This window comes from Microcoleus sp. Pol11C2, assembly GCF_036701505.1.
Classification (GTDB): domain Bacteria; phylum Cyanobacteriota; class Cyanobacteriia; order Cyanobacteriales; family Microcoleaceae; genus Microcoleus.
The window spans coordinates 127,268-143,957 of the sequence record NZ_JAUBQX010000003.1; the positions used below are offsets into that span (position 1 = coordinate 127,268).

The 16,690-nt window shown below is 47.2% G+C and carries 11 protein-coding genes; 9 read left to right on the forward strand and 2 right to left on the reverse strand.

Features of this window, described 5'->3' with window-relative positions; translation table 11 throughout:
- Positions 1-54 precede the first annotated feature (54 nt).
- The gene (locus QUA42_RS03170) at positions 55-1,656 is read left to right on the forward strand and encodes an ammonium transporter (protein ID WP_333135053.1); all 1,602 of its coding nucleotides are present in this window, start codon (positions 55-57) and stop codon (positions 1,654-1,656) included.
- 422 nt (positions 1,657-2,078) lie between these two features.
- On the opposite strand, the gene QUA42_RS03175 is transcribed toward QUA42_RS03170, so the two are convergent.
- Positions 2,079-2,681 carry an IS607 family transposase gene (locus QUA42_RS03175; protein WP_333135055.1) on the reverse strand — a complete coding sequence of 201 codons (603 nt, stop codon included), beginning with the start codon at positions 2,679-2,681 and terminating at the stop codon, positions 2,079-2,081.
- 280 nt (positions 2,682-2,961) lie between these two features.
- On the opposite strand from QUA42_RS03175, the gene QUA42_RS03180 reads away from it, so the two are divergent.
- From QUA42_RS03180 to QUA42_RS03215, 8 genes are all read left to right on the forward strand, one after another.
- Positions 2,962-3,879, forward strand: a complete 918-nt coding sequence (locus QUA42_RS03180) for an SGNH/GDSL hydrolase family protein (RefSeq protein WP_333135057.1) — start codon at positions 2,962-2,964, stop codon at positions 3,877-3,879.
- A 479-nt stretch (positions 3,880-4,358) separates the two neighbouring features.
- Positions 4,359-5,759, forward strand: coding sequence for an ammonium transporter (locus tag QUA42_RS03185; RefSeq protein ID WP_445301285.1), 1,401 nt, complete (start codon positions 4,359-4,361; stop codon positions 5,757-5,759).
- Positions 5,760-6,033: 274 nt separating this feature from the next.
- Complete coding sequence (locus QUA42_RS03190; protein ID WP_333135061.1) at positions 6,034-7,242, forward strand: 4-hydroxy-3-methylbut-2-enyl diphosphate reductase; 1,209 nt, start codon at positions 6,034-6,036, stop codon at positions 7,240-7,242.
- A gap of 731 nt (positions 7,243-7,973) precedes the next feature.
- The gene (locus tag QUA42_RS03195; protein WP_333135062.1) at positions 7,974-9,932 is read left to right on the forward strand and encodes a CHASE3 domain-containing protein; all 1,959 of its coding nucleotides are present in this window, start codon (positions 7,974-7,976) and stop codon (positions 9,930-9,932) included.
- Complete coding sequence (locus QUA42_RS03200; protein ID WP_333135063.1) at positions 9,895-10,356, forward strand: response regulator; 462 nt, start codon at positions 9,895-9,897, stop codon at positions 10,354-10,356. The genes QUA42_RS03195 and QUA42_RS03200 overlap by 38 nt, the downstream gene beginning before the upstream one ends.
- A gap of 180 nt (positions 10,357-10,536) precedes the next feature.
- Positions 10,537-12,012: an ATP-binding protein gene (locus QUA42_RS03205; protein ID WP_333135065.1), complete on the forward strand. Its 1,476-nt coding sequence runs from the start codon at positions 10,537-10,539 to the stop codon at positions 12,010-12,012.
- A 422-nt stretch (positions 12,013-12,434) separates the two neighbouring features.
- Positions 12,435-15,353 carry a PAS domain-containing protein gene (locus QUA42_RS03210; RefSeq protein ID WP_333135067.1) on the forward strand — a complete coding sequence of 973 codons (2,919 nt, stop codon included), beginning with the start codon at positions 12,435-12,437 and terminating at the stop codon, positions 15,351-15,353.
- Between the two features lie 335 nt (positions 15,354-15,688).
- Positions 15,689-16,186: a hypothetical protein gene (locus tag QUA42_RS03215; protein ID WP_333135069.1), complete on the forward strand. Its 498-nt coding sequence runs from the start codon at positions 15,689-15,691 to the stop codon at positions 16,184-16,186.
- Between the two features lie 66 nt (positions 16,187-16,252).
- Here the strand turns inward: QUA42_RS03215 and QUA42_RS03220 are convergent, their stop codons facing one another.
- On the reverse strand, positions 16,253-16,618 hold the full coding sequence (locus tag QUA42_RS03220; RefSeq protein ID WP_039886668.1) for a response regulator transcription factor: 366 nt from the start codon (positions 16,616-16,618) through the stop codon (positions 16,253-16,255).
- Between the last annotated feature and the right edge of the window lie 72 nt (positions 16,619-16,690).

Below are 16,690 nucleotides of genomic sequence, written 5' to 3' on the forward strand. Positions count from 1 at the left end.
GTTTTCCGAATATTGCTGAGCTTACTAGCCGTAAAGAGGGTAAAAGTGATTAAAATGACTGTCGGAAAGAAAAAGTCGAAACAAGTCAGGCGGGAGGCTTTAAATTTGCCAGCAGCTAACTTTTTGACCAAAGTTAACAGGTTCAAGAAATTACAAAGGGCGATCGCCCGCCTCACTCCAAGTTGGCAAGCCTGCATACCTTTAGCTGCAATCATCGTCTTGGTGTGGGGATATGCGGCGGTAGCCCAAACAGCTCCCGCGCCAACCACCGAGGAACAATTAGCAAGCCTTAAGGTGGGCATGGATACCATGTGGGTCATGGTGGCGGCGATGCTAGTGTTCTTTATGAACGCGGGTTTCTGTATGTTGGAAACCGGTTTTTGTCGCCAAAAAAATGCCGTTAATGTGCTGTCCAAAAACTTAATTGTTTTTGCGCTTTCTACGATCGCATTTTGGGCGATCGGCTTTGCCTTAATGTTCAGCAACGGCAACGGTTTTATCGGCAGCAGTGGCGGATTTTTCCTGTGGAACGTAGCTGACAACAGCCCCGCCACAGGAGACGCTTATCAAGGCATTTTCGAGTCGCTTAACTGGACGGGAGTCCCCCTCAACGCTAAATTCTTTTTCCAATTAGTTTTTGCGGGGACTGCTGCGACGATCGTTTCTGGAGCCGTTGCAGAGCGAATTAAATTCCTGGAATTCTTAATTTTCAGCTTGCTGCTAGTAGGAATTGCTTACCCAATTACCGGACACTGGATTTGGGGCGGCGGCTGGCTGGCAAAAGCAGGCTTCTACGATTTTGCCGGTTCGACAGTGATTCACTCGGTAGGCGGTTGGGCTGCTTTGATGGGAGCGGCATTTTTGGGGCCGCGGATCGGCAAGTACCGCGACGGCGATACTGTGGCGATGCCGGGACACAATATGAGCATTGCCACCCTGGGCTGTTTGATTCTGTGGTTGGGTTGGTTCGGGTTCAATCCCGGTTCGACAATGGCAGTCGATCCAAATGCGATCGCCCACATTGCGCTCACCACCAACACCGCAGGTGCCTTCGGGGGAGCTGCTGCAACCATTACTGCTTGGCTTTACCTGGGCAAACCCGACCTTTCGATGATTATCAACGGCATCCTCGCAGGCTTAGTCGGGGTAACAGCGAGCTGCGCTTGGATCAACATCCCCAACTCTGCCATAATCGGCACGATCGCCGGTATCATGGTAGTTTTCGCAGTAACTTTCTTCGACAACTTGAAAATTGACGACCCTGTAGGAGCAACTTCAGTTCACTTAGTCTGTGGCATCTGGGGAACTCTGGCAGTGGGCTTGTTTGCTGACGGGCCTACAACTGGACTTTATACCGCAGGCCCGGCAGCCGGATTGCTTGTGGGCGGAGGTTTCGGTCAACTGTGGGCGCAGTTGGTCGGCATTATCTCTGTAGGCGGGATGACGGTGCTGCTGACTACGATTTTTTGGATGGCACTCAAAGCTTTGCTGGGTATCCGCGTTTCTGCTTTAGAGGAGGCTGAAGGTTTGGATATCGGCGAACACGGGATGGAAGCTTACACCGGGTTTGTGAAGGAAACCAGCTTGGATAACAGAAGTGAGAGCAGCTACGGCGGTTATGGTGGGGGTTCTGGGGGCAAGACTACCAAACTGTAGAGCGGGCGAAGATCTCGACCAATTCAGCTTTTGTGTCCTAGATTAGCTATTTATCAGCTAATTCACGCCTTTATTCAGAAAAACCACAATCTGAAATAGCTGCTAAGTTATGGCTGTCTATCGTTGTGCTCGCGTTTCAATCTTCGATGCGAACGCGGGCATAATTTTATTTTTAGTTGACCTTTAATGGCTGACATATGACGTTGCACAATTTGAGGATGATTATGGTGGGGTGTCCCGCCTGCTGTGAAAATACACGCCTTCGCGCTACGAGAGTCCATGCGACAAAAAAATCCAAATCATCCCGCTATTATGCAACACCTTACATAGAGTAGTTGGCGATTGCATGAGATGTGGGCCGCTAATTGGTAATTGGGAGTTGAGAATCTGTAACTAACGAACTTTGCAAACTGATGTATTGATTAGAGTTTACCGGCAATTGCTTTAAGTTCTTCAACGACGCGCTTGTTTTTGGGATTCCTGCTGCCATCAAGGCGGGCGGAGACAACAGTGATTATTTCTAGTATATCTTTAGCTAAATCCTCGTCACAGCTAGTATTTTCGGTTTGATTTATAATCACTACCTCTGTCCCAAAGTGTTCGCACAAATTAAAAATTAGTTCTGAACCAAATCTCAGCAGTCTGTCTTTGTGAGTTAATACCAACCTTTCTACTTGATTGTCTGCGATCGCCCTAATTAGATGTTGTAAACCCCGCTTACTGTAATTAACCCCAGAACCTACATCCTCAATGATTTGGAATTGCCACCCCTGAGATGCACAAAACAATTCCAAGACTTGTTTTTGTCTGTCTAAATCATCTTTTTGGTTGTGACTGCTAACCCGAGCGTAAGCAATGGTTAAAGCACCGTTGGGTTTTAATCCGAGAAGATTAGCTAGGTCATAGCGTCTGTGACCGTTAGCGGTGCGTTCGGGTATTAGCTTGCCTTCGGCTTCCCACCGGCGCAAGGTGGAAGCGCTCACACCTTTAAGTTTGGCTGCTTCAGTTATAGTTAATTTTTTCATTTTTGGATTTTAGCATCAGAAATGGGTAATTTTGGTAAGTTTTAGATATATTTTTGTCCCGGTCTGCGGGTTGGACAAATCCGATTGCGGAGCCAGAAAGTTTGGTAAGCAGATTTTTTATGGTAAAGTAGTGCGAAAAAGCAAAGTTCTGCATCGCCGTCGCGCCCAACACAGCACAGTGCTTGATTCTTACAAGAATTAAGGCTTAATTGAGTGGTAAAATTTGATGCAGCAATCAGTGCAAATTATTCGGTGTGAGGCCTGCAAATAGCTTGAGTTTATGGAGAAGTTTGGAGGAGGTAGCAGAAGTAGAACTCATAAATCCCTCTTAGGGATGGAAGTTAGCCGATCGAAAACTGTTCCGGTTTGGGCTTTGCTATCTCTGGTGACGAACGGGGTACTGATAGTTACAGTCGCTCAACTACTTCTGCGGGGAAACAACTTGACAGAAAGCTTCCAGGCGAATGATGCGGTGACGGCAGAAGCGGCTGAGGAACAAATTGGCCAACCGGCTATCTCTGCAAAGGCAGTGCTAGACGTGCCCGTTCCCGGGCCGCGACATAAATGGACTTACCAGCAGTGGGTGACGCAGTTGGGTCGCGAAGCTGAGGCGGCGGCGGCGAATCGACCCTCAAGACTGAGTGTTTTGGCTGGGGATTCTCTAAGTATGTGGTTTCCGACCAAGCTGTTACCAGTAGATCGAATTTGGCTGAATCAAGGGATTTCGGGGGAGACTTCGGTGGGTTTGCTGAAGCGGTTGCAGTTGTTCGATCGAACTGCGCCGGATACGGTGTTTGTGATGATTGGGATTAACGATTTGTTGCGCGGGACCAGCGACGAAGGGATTTTGGACAACCAGCGGCAGATTATTCGCGATTTGCGGTGGGCTCACCCCAAAGCACAAGTTGTTGTGCAGTCAATTTTGCCCCACAGCGGGGAACAAGCTACTTGGGAAAATCGCGATCGGCTGTTGGCGATTCCTAACAGTCGGATTAGGGCAATAAATCGACGGCTGAAAGAAATTGCTAGTTCGGAAAATGTTTTGTATCTGGATTTGTACCCGCTGTTTGCGGATGCTGACGGCAATTTGCCAACTGAACTCAGCACAGATGGGTTGCACCTTAACGATCAAGGTTATCTGGTTTGGCGATCGGCCCTGCAACTCTTCGATCAGATGCAGTTGAAAAATGAGTCATGAGTTATTAGTCATTAGTTAGAAAGATAAAGGATAAAGTAACATTCTCCCCAACTCTCCCCCTCTCCTCCTTCCACTCTCCCCAACTCAAAACTCTTACCCTCTCCTCAACTCTTCCTCTCGGGTTACTCTGCTATCACTGGCGATGTCAAGTATCCACTGATAGATTAAGAAATATGATAGTTAGCTATTTAGTATAGGGTGATACAGAACAACAGTTTGTACAAATGGTGCAATCCAAAAGGCATAGACCATTAGATTGATAGTTGACGAATTTAGATGAGTCCGGCTATACGAAGCCGGGGGGTTGAGGATTGGGGAATTATCTATTGAAGATTTGTTCCGCTAAAACAGGGACTTAAAACCAAATAACTATTGCATCTAAAATCCTCACATCTAAAATCGGCTCGGTCTTCCCTGAAAATTGCTGAGTATGAAAAGGTACAACTAACGTGATCAAAAAAAGTTTAACGATCGGCATCATGGCGCTATGGCTGTTAAGCGTGCCGCTGACGGGCAATGCCTTAGCTCAAGATGCTGGTGCCGCTGCTGCGGTGGCGCCGAATCCGATCGACAGCGGCGATACGGCCTGGATGTTGGTATCCTCAGCACTTGTGCTGTTAATGACACCAGGGCTGGCGTTTTTCTACGGGGGACTGGTGCGATCGCGCAACGTCCTCAACACCATGATGATGAGCTTAGTCATGATGGGAGTGATCGGCGTCACTTGGACGTTGTGGGGCTACAGTTTAGCCTTTGACGTTTCTACTCCAGCGTCCGAAGGCTTTGGTCAAGGGATCGAAAGCTTTATCGGTGGCTTCGACTGGATGTTCTTGAACAAGGTCACGGCGGACACACCAGATCCGATCGGCTATGCACCGACAATACCCCACCAAGTCTTCATGGTTTACCAGATGATGTTTGCCATCATCACTCCAGCCTTGATTTCCGGGGCGATAGTCGAACGGGTAACATTTAAAACCTATTTCTGGTTCGTGCTGCTGTGGTCTACCTTCATCTACTCTCCTTTAGCCCACTGGGTTTGGGGTAGAGGCTGGCTGCAGGCGATCGGATCTCTGGACTTTGCCGGCGGCACAGTCGTGCACATTAGTTCCGGTGTTTCTGCGGTTGTCGCAGCTTGGATGATCGGGCCCCGCAAAGACCACTTGAACAAGCCCCACACCCCCCACAACGTACCCTACGTCTTGTTGGGAATTGGGATACTGTGGTTCGGGTGGTTTGGCTTCAACGGCGGTAGCGCTTTGGGAGCTGGTTCTTTAGCAACAGTGGCTTTTGTCACCACGATGATTTCTGCAGCAGCCGGGGGTTTAACTTGGACTATTGTGGAATGGGTTCTCAGAGGCAAACCGACAGCAGTGGGAATTGCTAGCGGTTTCCTCGCCGGATTGGTGGGAATCACACCTGCGGCTGGATTCGTGCTTCCAGTGGGAGCGCTTTTGATCGGATCGATCACTTCGGTTTGCTGCTTCTTTGCCGTTAGTTTCCGGGCTAAGCTGGGATTTGACGACTCTTTGGATACCTTCCCGATTCACGGCGTCGGCGGAACTATAGGCGCGATTCTGACTGGCGTGTTTGCGACTAAAGCGGTTAATGCTGCCGGCAATGACGGGCTGTTTGCGGGGAATCCGGGGCTAATCGTGACCCAGTTTATAGGCGTTGTAGTTACTTACGTGTTTGCGGCTGTGGGCACTTTTGTGATCCTGAAAATTTTGGGGCAGTTTATGGAACTGCGAGTGCCGTCATCTGCTGAAGACCAAGGTTTGGATATCGGCGAGCATGGGGAAGAAGCTTACGGTGAGGATTTTGCCGGCGGTTTCAGTTCGTTTGAATCGAGTTCTCCTTTTGCGCCTAAGAAGATTTGAAAATAGCCTAAGACTGACGCACTCCAGCCTGTAAAACCCAGTTTCTTTGGAGATTTATCGACTTCCAACCCCGATTTTTCTAATAAACCGGATTTCTTTGCGGGATTTTGTGCAGAAGAAGGTTTGAATCTGTGATTGGCAGTCAGAGTCAATAATAGTAGTTGGGTTGCCCCGTTTTGCAATTGTTGCAGACGGGGTTTTCAAATTTGAGATGAGAATTCTCCAATGGTTCTAAAATCAAAGGTAATTAACCTAGATTTCAACTCGATACCGCATGGATACTAAAGCTTTTAAACGATCGCTCCAACAGTCTGAAAACTACCACCGCAAGGGTTTTGGACACGAAGCTGAGGTAGCTGGGGTAATGCAGACGGCTTATCAAAGCAGTCTGATCCAGCAAATTCGCGACAATAATTACAGACTCGAACGCGGCGCAGTTACGATCCGGCTGGCTCAGGCTTTTGGCTTTTGCTGGGGGGTGGAACGCGCTGTAGCTATTGCTTACGAGACTCGCCAGCATTTCCCCTCGGAACGGATTTGGATTACTAATGAGATTATTCATAATCCGTCTGTCAATGAGCATTTGCGGGATATGGAAGTTGGTTTTATTGCTGTTGAGAATGGGCAGAAAAATTTTTCTGTTGTCGATAGTGGCGATGTGGTAATTTTACCTGCTTTTGGAGCAAGCGTCCAAGAAATGCAGTTGCTTAATGATAAGGGCTGCAAGATTGTTGATACTACTTGTCCTTGGGTTTCTAAGGTTTGGAATACTGTTGAAAAGCACAAAAAAAAGGATTATACTTCGATTATTCACGGTCAGTACAAGCATGAGGAAACTGTTGCTACGAGTTCTTTTGCTGATAAGTATTTGATTGTGCTGAATTGGCAAGAAGCTGAATATGTCAGCAATTATATCTTGCATGGGGGCGATCGCGATGAGTTTCTTGCTAAGTTTAGTAAGGCTTATTCTGTTGGTTTTGACCCGGATCGGGATTTAGAAATGGTTGGAATTGCTAACCAAACTACTATGCTCAAAACTGAGACCGAGAATATTGGCAAGTTGTTTGAAAAAACGATGATGCGGAAGTTCGGGCCGGAGAATTTGAGCGAGCATTTTCAGAGTTTTAATACTATCTGCGATGCGACTCAGGAACGGCAAGATGCTATGTTGAGTTTGGTTGAGGAAAAGTTGGATTTGATGCTGGTGATTGGGGGTTTTAATTCTTCTAATACTACGCATTTGCAGGAAATTGCGATCGACAAAACTGTTCCTTCTTATCACATTGATTGTGCGGAGCGCATTTTACCGGGAAATCGGATCGAACACAAGCCTTTGGGGGCCGATTTGGTCGTAACTGAAGGTTGGCTACCGGATGGTAAAATTGTAGTCGGCGTGACTTCGGGTGCTTCTACGCCTGATAAGGTTGTTGAAGATGCGATCGATCGCATTTTCGCGATGAAAGCAGCGGCTGCGATTGTGTAATTATATTGTTTCGGCCCTGCACTCGGAAGCATATTTTTCTCAGTGCAGGGCGAGTGTCTCTTTGCGAGTGCGATCGAGCGTCTCGCTCGCAAAAAGATATAATTCTGATGTTAATTAAACTAACTTCAACGCATTAATTCTCTGCAATTACCCGATCGCTCGCATTTCTGAGTTCTGATACTCTTCACCCGCGTCATCGCCTCTGTGAATTTCTCCCTGCTTCCAAAAGATTATTTTTTAAATAAGATATTAAAAATTCGCCTTTTTTTTGGTGGTAAAAAGCTTGACTTGGCTAGTTGGATAATGTATTATTTAATAATGGAAATATTAGCTAAAATTAAATTTATTTGACTATTCCCATTATCTAAAATATACCCCAAAAATCAACTAGAGTCAATACGTAAAACCTTTTTTCTTTGCGCCACCAGTTGAAACTGCCCAAGGAACACGAACGATACAAAACTCGATACAAAAAAGGCGAATTAAGCTTTGCAGGCTATCTTAGATTGTCTGGTGTTTTCCTGAACCACGAAACGCAAGAGAGCGATTTATTGAATCTCCGACTTAAGAGGGATGCGATGAGGAGTGAGGCTAAACTAGACACAAGATCGATCGCACATTTGAGCCTTAAATTTATAGGCTTTAGTCGCCGTTTCTGACCGCGCGAAAAATTTGGGTATTCTTAATCCAGCTACAATAAAAAAAAGCAGGACTCGCACGCCGAGTATTTCATGAAACAATCGCTGACTCCCCAAATCACCGCAGGTATCGGAATGGTCGTAGCGCTGCTAATTTTCAATGCGGCAACTTCCTACCGCAACACTCTCAAGTTACTCGAAAACGAACGCTGGGTAAGCCACACTCACCAAGTTTTAACCGAACTCGAAGCTACGCTTTCTACCTTAAAAGATGCTGAAACCGGACAGCGCGGTTATTTGCTGACGGGAGAAGAACGGTATTTAGAACCGTATCACAGCGGGATCGCCCGCATCAACCAGCAAGTAGTCAGATTGCAACAGCTAACCGCCGACAATAAGCCGCAGCAACAGCGCGTTCGCGATTTGAAAATTGCGATCGACTCTAAATTAGCCGACCTTGAAAAAACCCTCAATCTGCGACGCAAACAAAACTTAGCAGCAGCCGTGCGGCAAATAAAAACCGATAGGGGAAAGGAAATCATGGGGGACATTCGGCAGCAGATAGCCGCCATGACTGCCGAAGAAACTCAGCTATTGCAGCAGCGCGCCCGAGAATCTAAAAAAAGCGCTAATTTGACAATCCTGAGCTTTACCGTTGCGAGTTTAGTAAATTTTTTGTTGATGGTGTTGGTTTACTATTTGGTGAAGCGCGATCGAACTTTGCGCGATCAGGCCGAAATTAAGCAAAATCAACTTTTAGAACAGCTAGAACACGATCGCCACTCCCTACAATTAAGCGAAGAACGTTTCCGCCGCGCCATTATCGAGGCACCGCTGCCAATTATGCTGCACGCTGAAAACGGAGAAGTTTTGCAAATTAACTGCGCTTGGACAGAACTCTCAGGGTACGAATACTCAGAAATTCCCACAATTGAAGATTGGACAGAAAAAGCTTACCACAGCCGTAAATCCCTAGTGCAAGCAGATATTGATCGGCTGCACCAATTAAACGCCCGCATCTCTGAAGGCGAATATATGATTGCCACAGCCAGCGGCGAAACTCGAATTTGGGAGTTTTATTCCGCACCTTTAGGCCAGCTTTACGACGGCAGAAGTCTAGTAATTAGTACCGCCCTTGATATAACTGCGCGTAAACAAGCAGAAGCAGAAATTCGGATGCTCAACGCTACATTAGAACGGCGAGTGGAGCTGCGCACCAATCAACTTCAAGCAGCTAACGAAGAATTAGAAGCTTTCGCCTATACCGTAGCCCACGATTTGCGTGCTCCCCTGCGGGGAATGCAGGGATTGGCTGAAGCTTTATTAGAAGATTACCGTGACATCCTCGACGAACTTGGTCAAGAATACGCCCAGCAAATTGTTAATTCTGGGCAACAACTAGAAGAATTAATCCAAGATTTGCTAGCTTACAGCCGCCTGAGCCGCAGTGATTTATCGCTGCAAGTTTTAGACTTAGAATCTGCTGTGGCCGAGGCAATTGCTATGGTAAAAGCTGACGCTAAATCCAGGCACGCTCAAATCAGTGTTCAATCGCCCTTGCCTGCGCTAATTGCCCACCGCGTTACTTTAGTTCAAGTAATCGCCAATCTGCTCACCAATGCTATAAAATTTGTGGAAGGCGCACCACCCCAAGTGCAGATATGGGCCGAGGAACTTGAGCTGCCTCAAGAGGGAGAGACAGACAGCGATACAGCGGGAAAATTGGAAAGGGGAAGTGTGGGAGAGTGGGAACATTCCCAGTTACTGATTGCCAGTTGCCTATTGCCAGTCCGCATAATCCGTCTGTGGGTAGAAGACAATGGCATCGGTATTGCTCCAGAACATCAAAAACGCATTTTTCGGGTTTTTGAACGGCTGCACGGTATCGAATCTTACCCCGGAACTGGTATAGGATTAGCTATTGTAAAAAAAGGAGTCGATCGCATGGGCGGTCAAGTTGGAGTGGAATCTCAAGTAGGACAAGGAAGTCGATTTTGGATACAACTGAGGAAGCATGACCCAAACGCAGACGATTTTGCTGGTGGAAGATAACCCCGTTGATGTTTTGTTGATGCAGCGGGCTTTTCGGAATGAGACTTTTGCTAATACTTCGCTGCAAATTGTCCGAGATGGAGATGCAGCGGTTTTTTATTTAAATGGTGACGGAGAGTACAGCGATCGCGATCGCTATCCTTTACCTGCGATAATTTTACTAGATTTGAAATTGCCCAGGCGCTCCGGCCACGAAGTTCTGCTGTGGCTGAGACAGCAGCCGGAACTAAAACGCTTGCCGGTGGTTATGCTTACTTCTTCTAGGCAAACACCTGATGTCAAGCGAGCTTACGATTTAGGGGTAAATTCTTATTTAGTTAAACCAGTCGGGTTTGCTTCTTTATTAGAAATGATGCAGAGTTTTAGGGAGTATTGGCTCAACTATACCGAACTGCCGGAACCGATAGAATTTCGTGGTTTGTAGTGGCTGTTTACCGATTTTTATTGCTTGTTTCCTCGTTACCAGGCTGTTTCTGGTAACGAGTGAATTAAGTTTTTAGTGAGGAAGCCCGTCATTTTTTCTTTTAAAAGTGCAACCTCCAATATTTTTATTAAGAGTGAGCGCTCGGCACTCTAGCTAACGGCACCATTATAAATTGTTAAAGTGTTACACATTCTGGTAATTGACGACAACCCAACGGATCGGCTGCTCGTCAAACGCGAGTTAGAGCGGCAATTCTCGCAAGTGCAAATAACGGAAATTTCCGACGATACATTATTGGTGGAAGCACTGAATAGAGGCGGATTCCATCTGGTAATTACCGATTACCAACTACGCTGGACGAACGGTATAGATGTGCTTAAAACTATCAAAGCCCGTTATCCAGAATGCCCGATTGTAATGTTTACGAATACTGGCAACGAAGAAATTGCTGTAGAGGCGATGAAAGCCGGATTGGACGACTACATTATCAAGTCGCCGAAGCATTACGTCCGCCTTCGCGTTGCGGTTCGCGGCGTACTCGATAGAGTTGCCGCCTGGGAACGAGTAGCCCGCCTGGAAAATCGGCTTAATTCTCTGTTAGAACACTTAAATGTCGGAGTTTTTCGCTCGACTTCCGAGGGACAGCTTTTGGAAAGCAATCAAGCTTTTTTGCACTTGTTTGATGCCAGCAATTTAGCAGATGTCCAAGACATTTATGGGCGGCAATTGTTTTTGCAGCCGCTAGATTCAGCGGAGTCTCGGTCTCAAAATCTCGAAATTACATTTCCTTTGGCAGACGGTCGAGTAAAATGGATTCGGTTTACTCAATATCTCTACAGCACAGAAGGTGAAAGTACGATCGAGGGATTGGTTGAAGATATTACCGATCTCAAGCAGGCTGAACTTGCTTTGCGGGAATTTAATGAAACTTTGGAAGAGCGGGTGAGAGAGCGTACTGCTGAGTTAGAAGAAGTTAATGCACAGCTCGAATCGTTTACCTATTCAGTTTCTCACGACTTGCGCGCTCCGCTGCGGGGAATTTCGTTTTTTTCTGAAATGTTGCTTAAAGAGAAAGCCAGCGAGTTGGAGGCTACCGCACAGGATTACTTGTATCGGATTAATGACGCTGCAAGTCTGATGAATACTTTAATCGAAAATTTGTTAGAGTACAGCCGCCTCAGCAAAGCTAATTTGCCGCTAAAAGCAGTCTCTCTTAATTTAATTGTGGCTGGCTCGATCGCGCAACTAGAGGCTGAAATTGCCCAAAAACAAGCTCGGATAACAGTTGTTGAACCGCTACCTACGGTGTTGGCCCATCCTGGTACGCTGCTGCAAGTCTTGGCTAACTTGCTCTCCAATGCTATTAAGTTCGTGCAGCCTGGGATAGAGCCGCAGGTACGAGTTTATGCAGAAGCTGAGGAGGAATATATCTATCTTTGGGTAGAAGACAACGGCATTGGTATTGCAGAAAAATTTCAAGAGAGAATTTTTGGGTTGTTCGATCGCCTGCACGGTCAAGAAATGTATCCGGGGATGGGAATTGGGCTGGCGATCGCTCGCAAAGGAGTCGATCGCATGGGGGGTGCGATCGGGCTGAAATCGACTTTGGGAATCGGTACCCGCTTCTGGGTAAAATTACGCAAGTGCGAGAGTTGAGGAAGCAAGTTCGGCAACGCGCAGTGAATCGGGATTTAAAAAAGATGAGGTTCTACGAAAGAGGGTTTTAACAGCAATATTCTGCTGTAGCTGACAGAATCAATCAACGCGCTTCTTCACACCAGCACACAGAATAAACAAGTAGTATAGTGAGAGTTAACGGAGATCTTGCACCGTTCCCGGCTGAGCAGGCTTTCCGATCTGTTCTACAACCACTTAATTAATTTGCTTGTGGGCGATGCTCCTAAAAGGCTGGTTGAGTATATTACAGGCTGTAAAATATAATAAAATACAAGTAACTATCATAAACTTATTGGCAAGTCTAATTAACCAGCCAAGTGCATATTTAAATTGTCGAGATTGCTTAATAACATATTGTTAAATTTAATAATGTATGCGCCAATACAAAAACTAAAAGCCGAATGCTGTCTATTCTGTTAATCGACGACAACCCAAACGATCGCCTGATGATCGATCGAGAACTGAGGAAAAGTTTTTCCGATTTAGAAATTAAATCGGTTATTGATATCCAAACTCTCGAACAAATCCTGGCAGTCGGGGGTTTTGATATAGTAATTACCGATTACCAACTGCACTGGAGCGACGGATTAACTATTCTCCAAAAAGTTCACAGCCGCTACCCAAATTGTCCGGTAATTATGTGTACTGACAGCGGCAGCGAACAAGTGGCAGTCGAAGCTATGAAAGCAGGCTTAAGCGATTACGTGTTCAAAGGGCGGTACTTAAAGCGGCTGGCGGGGGCAGTGGGCGAAAGCTTGAAAAAACAGCAGTTGCGCGAGAACTACGCGAAAACGTCGGCGCAGTTGGCAATTTCGGAGGAAAGGCTGAGATTGGCGATCGAAGCCTCGAAAATGGGAACTTGGGATTGGAATGTATTAACTGGAGAGGTCGTTTGGTCGGAAGGACACGAACTGTTATTCGGGTTGGAAAAAGGCAGTTTTCCGGGAACTTACGAAGCGTTTTTTGCCTGCATTCACCCGGATGACCAGACCTCGATCGCCCACGCTGTTGCCTTTGCTTTAGAAAACAAAATAGAATACAAGTACGAATTTAGAGTTTTTTGGCCCGACGGCAGCTTGCACTGGATCTCGGGTAGGGGCAAGTTTTTTGATGATGATACAGGTAAATCGGTGCGATCGATCGGCGTGGTTTGGGATATTACGGATCGCAAATTATCGGAAGCGAGGGTGCAAGAAAGCGAAGAAAATTTGCGCTTTGCTCTAGAAGCAGCTAACACCATCGCTTTTACCTGGGATGTCGTATCGGGGGAAGTCCGCCGTTCCTCTAATGCCGAAACACAGATGGGTTTGGGGCCAGACAGCACCTTTGGTACTTTTGAACAAAAAAAGAATGCGGTGCATCCAGAAGACCGGGAAAGGTTTTTGGCAGATGTGGATGTGGCATTAAGCGGCACGGGAGTTTACGAGTCGGAATACCGCAAAGTGCGACCCGACGGCTCAGTGATTTGGCTTCACGACAAAGGGCGAGTGGTTTTTGACGCATCCGGCACACCCCTTCGGCTGTCCGGGGTGGCGATCGACATTACGGATCGCAAACAGTTAGAATACGACCGCGAGCGGGCGTTGGCGCGCGAGCGGTCGTATTTGCGGCGCCTGCAAAAGTTAACCTCCGCGTCAGTTGCTATCAACTCCACGCTGTCGGTGGCAGAAATACTTCAGTTAGCTGCCGATAGCGCCCGCCAAATTCTGGAAGTCCACCAGGTAGCGGTCAACCTCAACCCTGACGCCAACTGGGATGCGGGAATTAGCAAGTTTTCCATGTCAGAAAAATACGCAGCGTGGCAAGATTACTGCGAGGAGCCAGATGGTACAGGAATTTACCAAAAAGTTTGGCAGCAGCAACAGGCGATGCGAATGACTCAAAACGAGTTAGAGGCTCACCCGGCCTGGCGGGGGTTCGGTAAGGCTGCGGCGAAGCACCCGCCGATGCGGGGCTGGCTGGCTGTACCGCTGACGACTCGGGACGGCAGAAATCTGGGATTGATTCAGTTGTCGGACAAGTATGAGGGGGAGTTTGCCGAAGATGATGAAACTATTTTAATGCAGTTGGCTCAGGCAGTGTCGGGGGCGATCGACAATGCCCGACTTTACGAGGAATCTCAGCAGGCAAATCGCATGAAAGATGAGTTTTTGGCAACTCTTTCTCATGAGCTGAGATCGCCCTTAAACGCTATTTTGGGCTGGGCGCAACTGCTGCAGCAACGCAGTTTGAGTCCGGCTGCTACTGGGCGGGCTTTAGAAACGATCGAGCGAAATGCTAAATTGCAAACTCAATTGATTGATGATTTGCTGGATATTTCGCGAATTATTCGCGGCAAGTTGACGTTGAATCCTTGTGCCGTAAATTTGATTTCGATGGTGGAAGCAGCGGTGAATACGGTACGGTTGGCTGCCGATGCTAAGTCGATCGATTTGCGGTTTGCAATTGGAGATTTGGGCTTAGAGACTGCTGAATTTTCCGAATTTGGGAAGGTTTCTGGAAATCCTGAATCTCAGTTAAATCGGAGATTTTGGGTATCAGGAGACCCTGGCCGCTTACAGCAAGTAATTTGGAATTTGCTGACAAATGCGATTAAGTTTACGCCGCGCGGGGGGCGAGTTGAAATCCGGCTTTCGAGAGTTGATTCGGAGGTTGAGCTGGCTGTTACCGACACGGGAATTGGGGTTGCACCGAATTTTTTGCCTTACGTGTTTGACTCTTTCCGGCAAGCGGATGCTACGATTACTCGCAATTATAGCGGTTTGGGGCTGGGTCTGGCGATCGTGCGGCAGTTGGTGGAACTCCACGGCGGCACGGTTTGGGCCCAGAGTCCGGGGCTGAATATGGGATCGACTTTTACTTTCCGTCTCCCTGCGATGCAGGTAAATTCGATCCCAGACGAGGAAGCGGAGGTTTGGGCTGGCGCTGGTAATTTACTGGGAGTTAAGATTTTGCTGGTTGATGACGAGGTTGATTCGCGGGAATTTATGAGGTTTGTCTTGGCAGATTCCGGGGCCACTGTCAGGGTTGCATCGTCTGCTGCTGAGGCGTTTGAGGTGGCTTCGCAGTTTAGCCCGGATGTTTTGGTCAGCGATATTGGAATGCCGGAGGAAGACGGCTATTCGCTGGTACGAAGGCTGCGTTCTTTGAACACGCAGACAGGGAAATTTTGGGCGATCGCTCTGACGGCTTATGCTAGGGATGAAGACCGCGATCGTGCTTTTGCTGCGGGTTTTGACCGACATCTGTCTAAACCTGTTCAACCGGATGTCTTGGTAGAGACTATAGTCCAGTTGAAGCAGCAAGGGCTAACAACTTAAAAAATTCTATTAATAATAGGGAATTGGAAATTGGAAATTGGGAATTAGGAATTGTGTTTTTAGTGACGGCTTTAATCCTCGTAAAAATCGCTCTTACTTGCATTCCTGACTACAAATGTATAATGCTAATTTTACCGGATACGACCTGATTAACCCGACTGGATATCGACGGAATCGCTCAACTGAGAAATATAAAAATTTGTATTTTTCAAACTATTTAACTTCTTCTTGTGGGACCTTGCTTCTAGCCAGCCTAAAATATGCAATTTCTATGCCGATTAGGTGAGGGGTTTGTGTTAATATGCTAAAATATCCAACAACCACGCGGTAATTAGGTGGACAAAATTCAGACAGATATAGAGGCAATTTACTCTCAAATAGAGGAATTGCGACTGGAACGCCAGCAGCTTACTATTGCCGATGCTGTCCCAGCCGGTGATTCGCCCCAAGCGATCGCCGATGCTTATCGGCGTCACGCGAGGGAAAAAGCACAAGTGTCGGCAGAAGTCAAGGGTATAGATGACGCGATCGCGGCTCTGTCTGCTCAACTGGCTCAGAAACAGCAGCAATCGGTAAAGTTGCAAAGAATCACTCCGATGGAGCAGCAAGTTGAAGAAGGAAGAGCGCTCGCTCACGGACACGCGGAACGGATTAATGAACTGGCGGCGGAACTGGCGGCGGAAGTGAAGGGACTCAAAGCTATCGCCGACCAAATTAGTCCCAGCTACTGGCAGGTTTATTACAAGCCTTTTATTACTGGTTTTAAGAGTATTACTGTTCCCTACGTGCGATCGGACGGGGATGTTTGGACTATTGTCAATCGAGTAGTTTAGAGAGGCTACGGGAGCAGAAATAATAAGCGCTCAAGACAATTTTTTTCCTGTCCCTATTCCTCAACCTCAACCTCGCAGCAATTGCTTAATAGTGCCGACCAATTCCTGAGGGTGAAATGGCTTGGCGATGTAAGCGTCGGCTCCTTGTTTCATCCCCCAATAGCGATCGAACTCTTCGCTTTTGCTAGAACACATTACCACCGGCAAATTTTGGGTTTTAGGGTCGCTTTTGAGCCGGCGACAGACTTCGTAGCCGTTCATCCGGGGCATCACGATATCCAGAACGACTAAATCTGGGCGGTTAGCCTTGATTTGCTCTAGAGCTTCTACGCCATCACTCGCTACCGTGACGTTGAGTCCTCTACCTTTGAGCAAGTCGGCGATCATCTCCCGCAGAGTGACGCTATCATCAACAACCATAACTGTACTCATAGAATAATCCCTACCAAGTTTCTGGGTTGAAACGTTCACATTAACGTTTACACTAACGTTCACCTTCAAAGG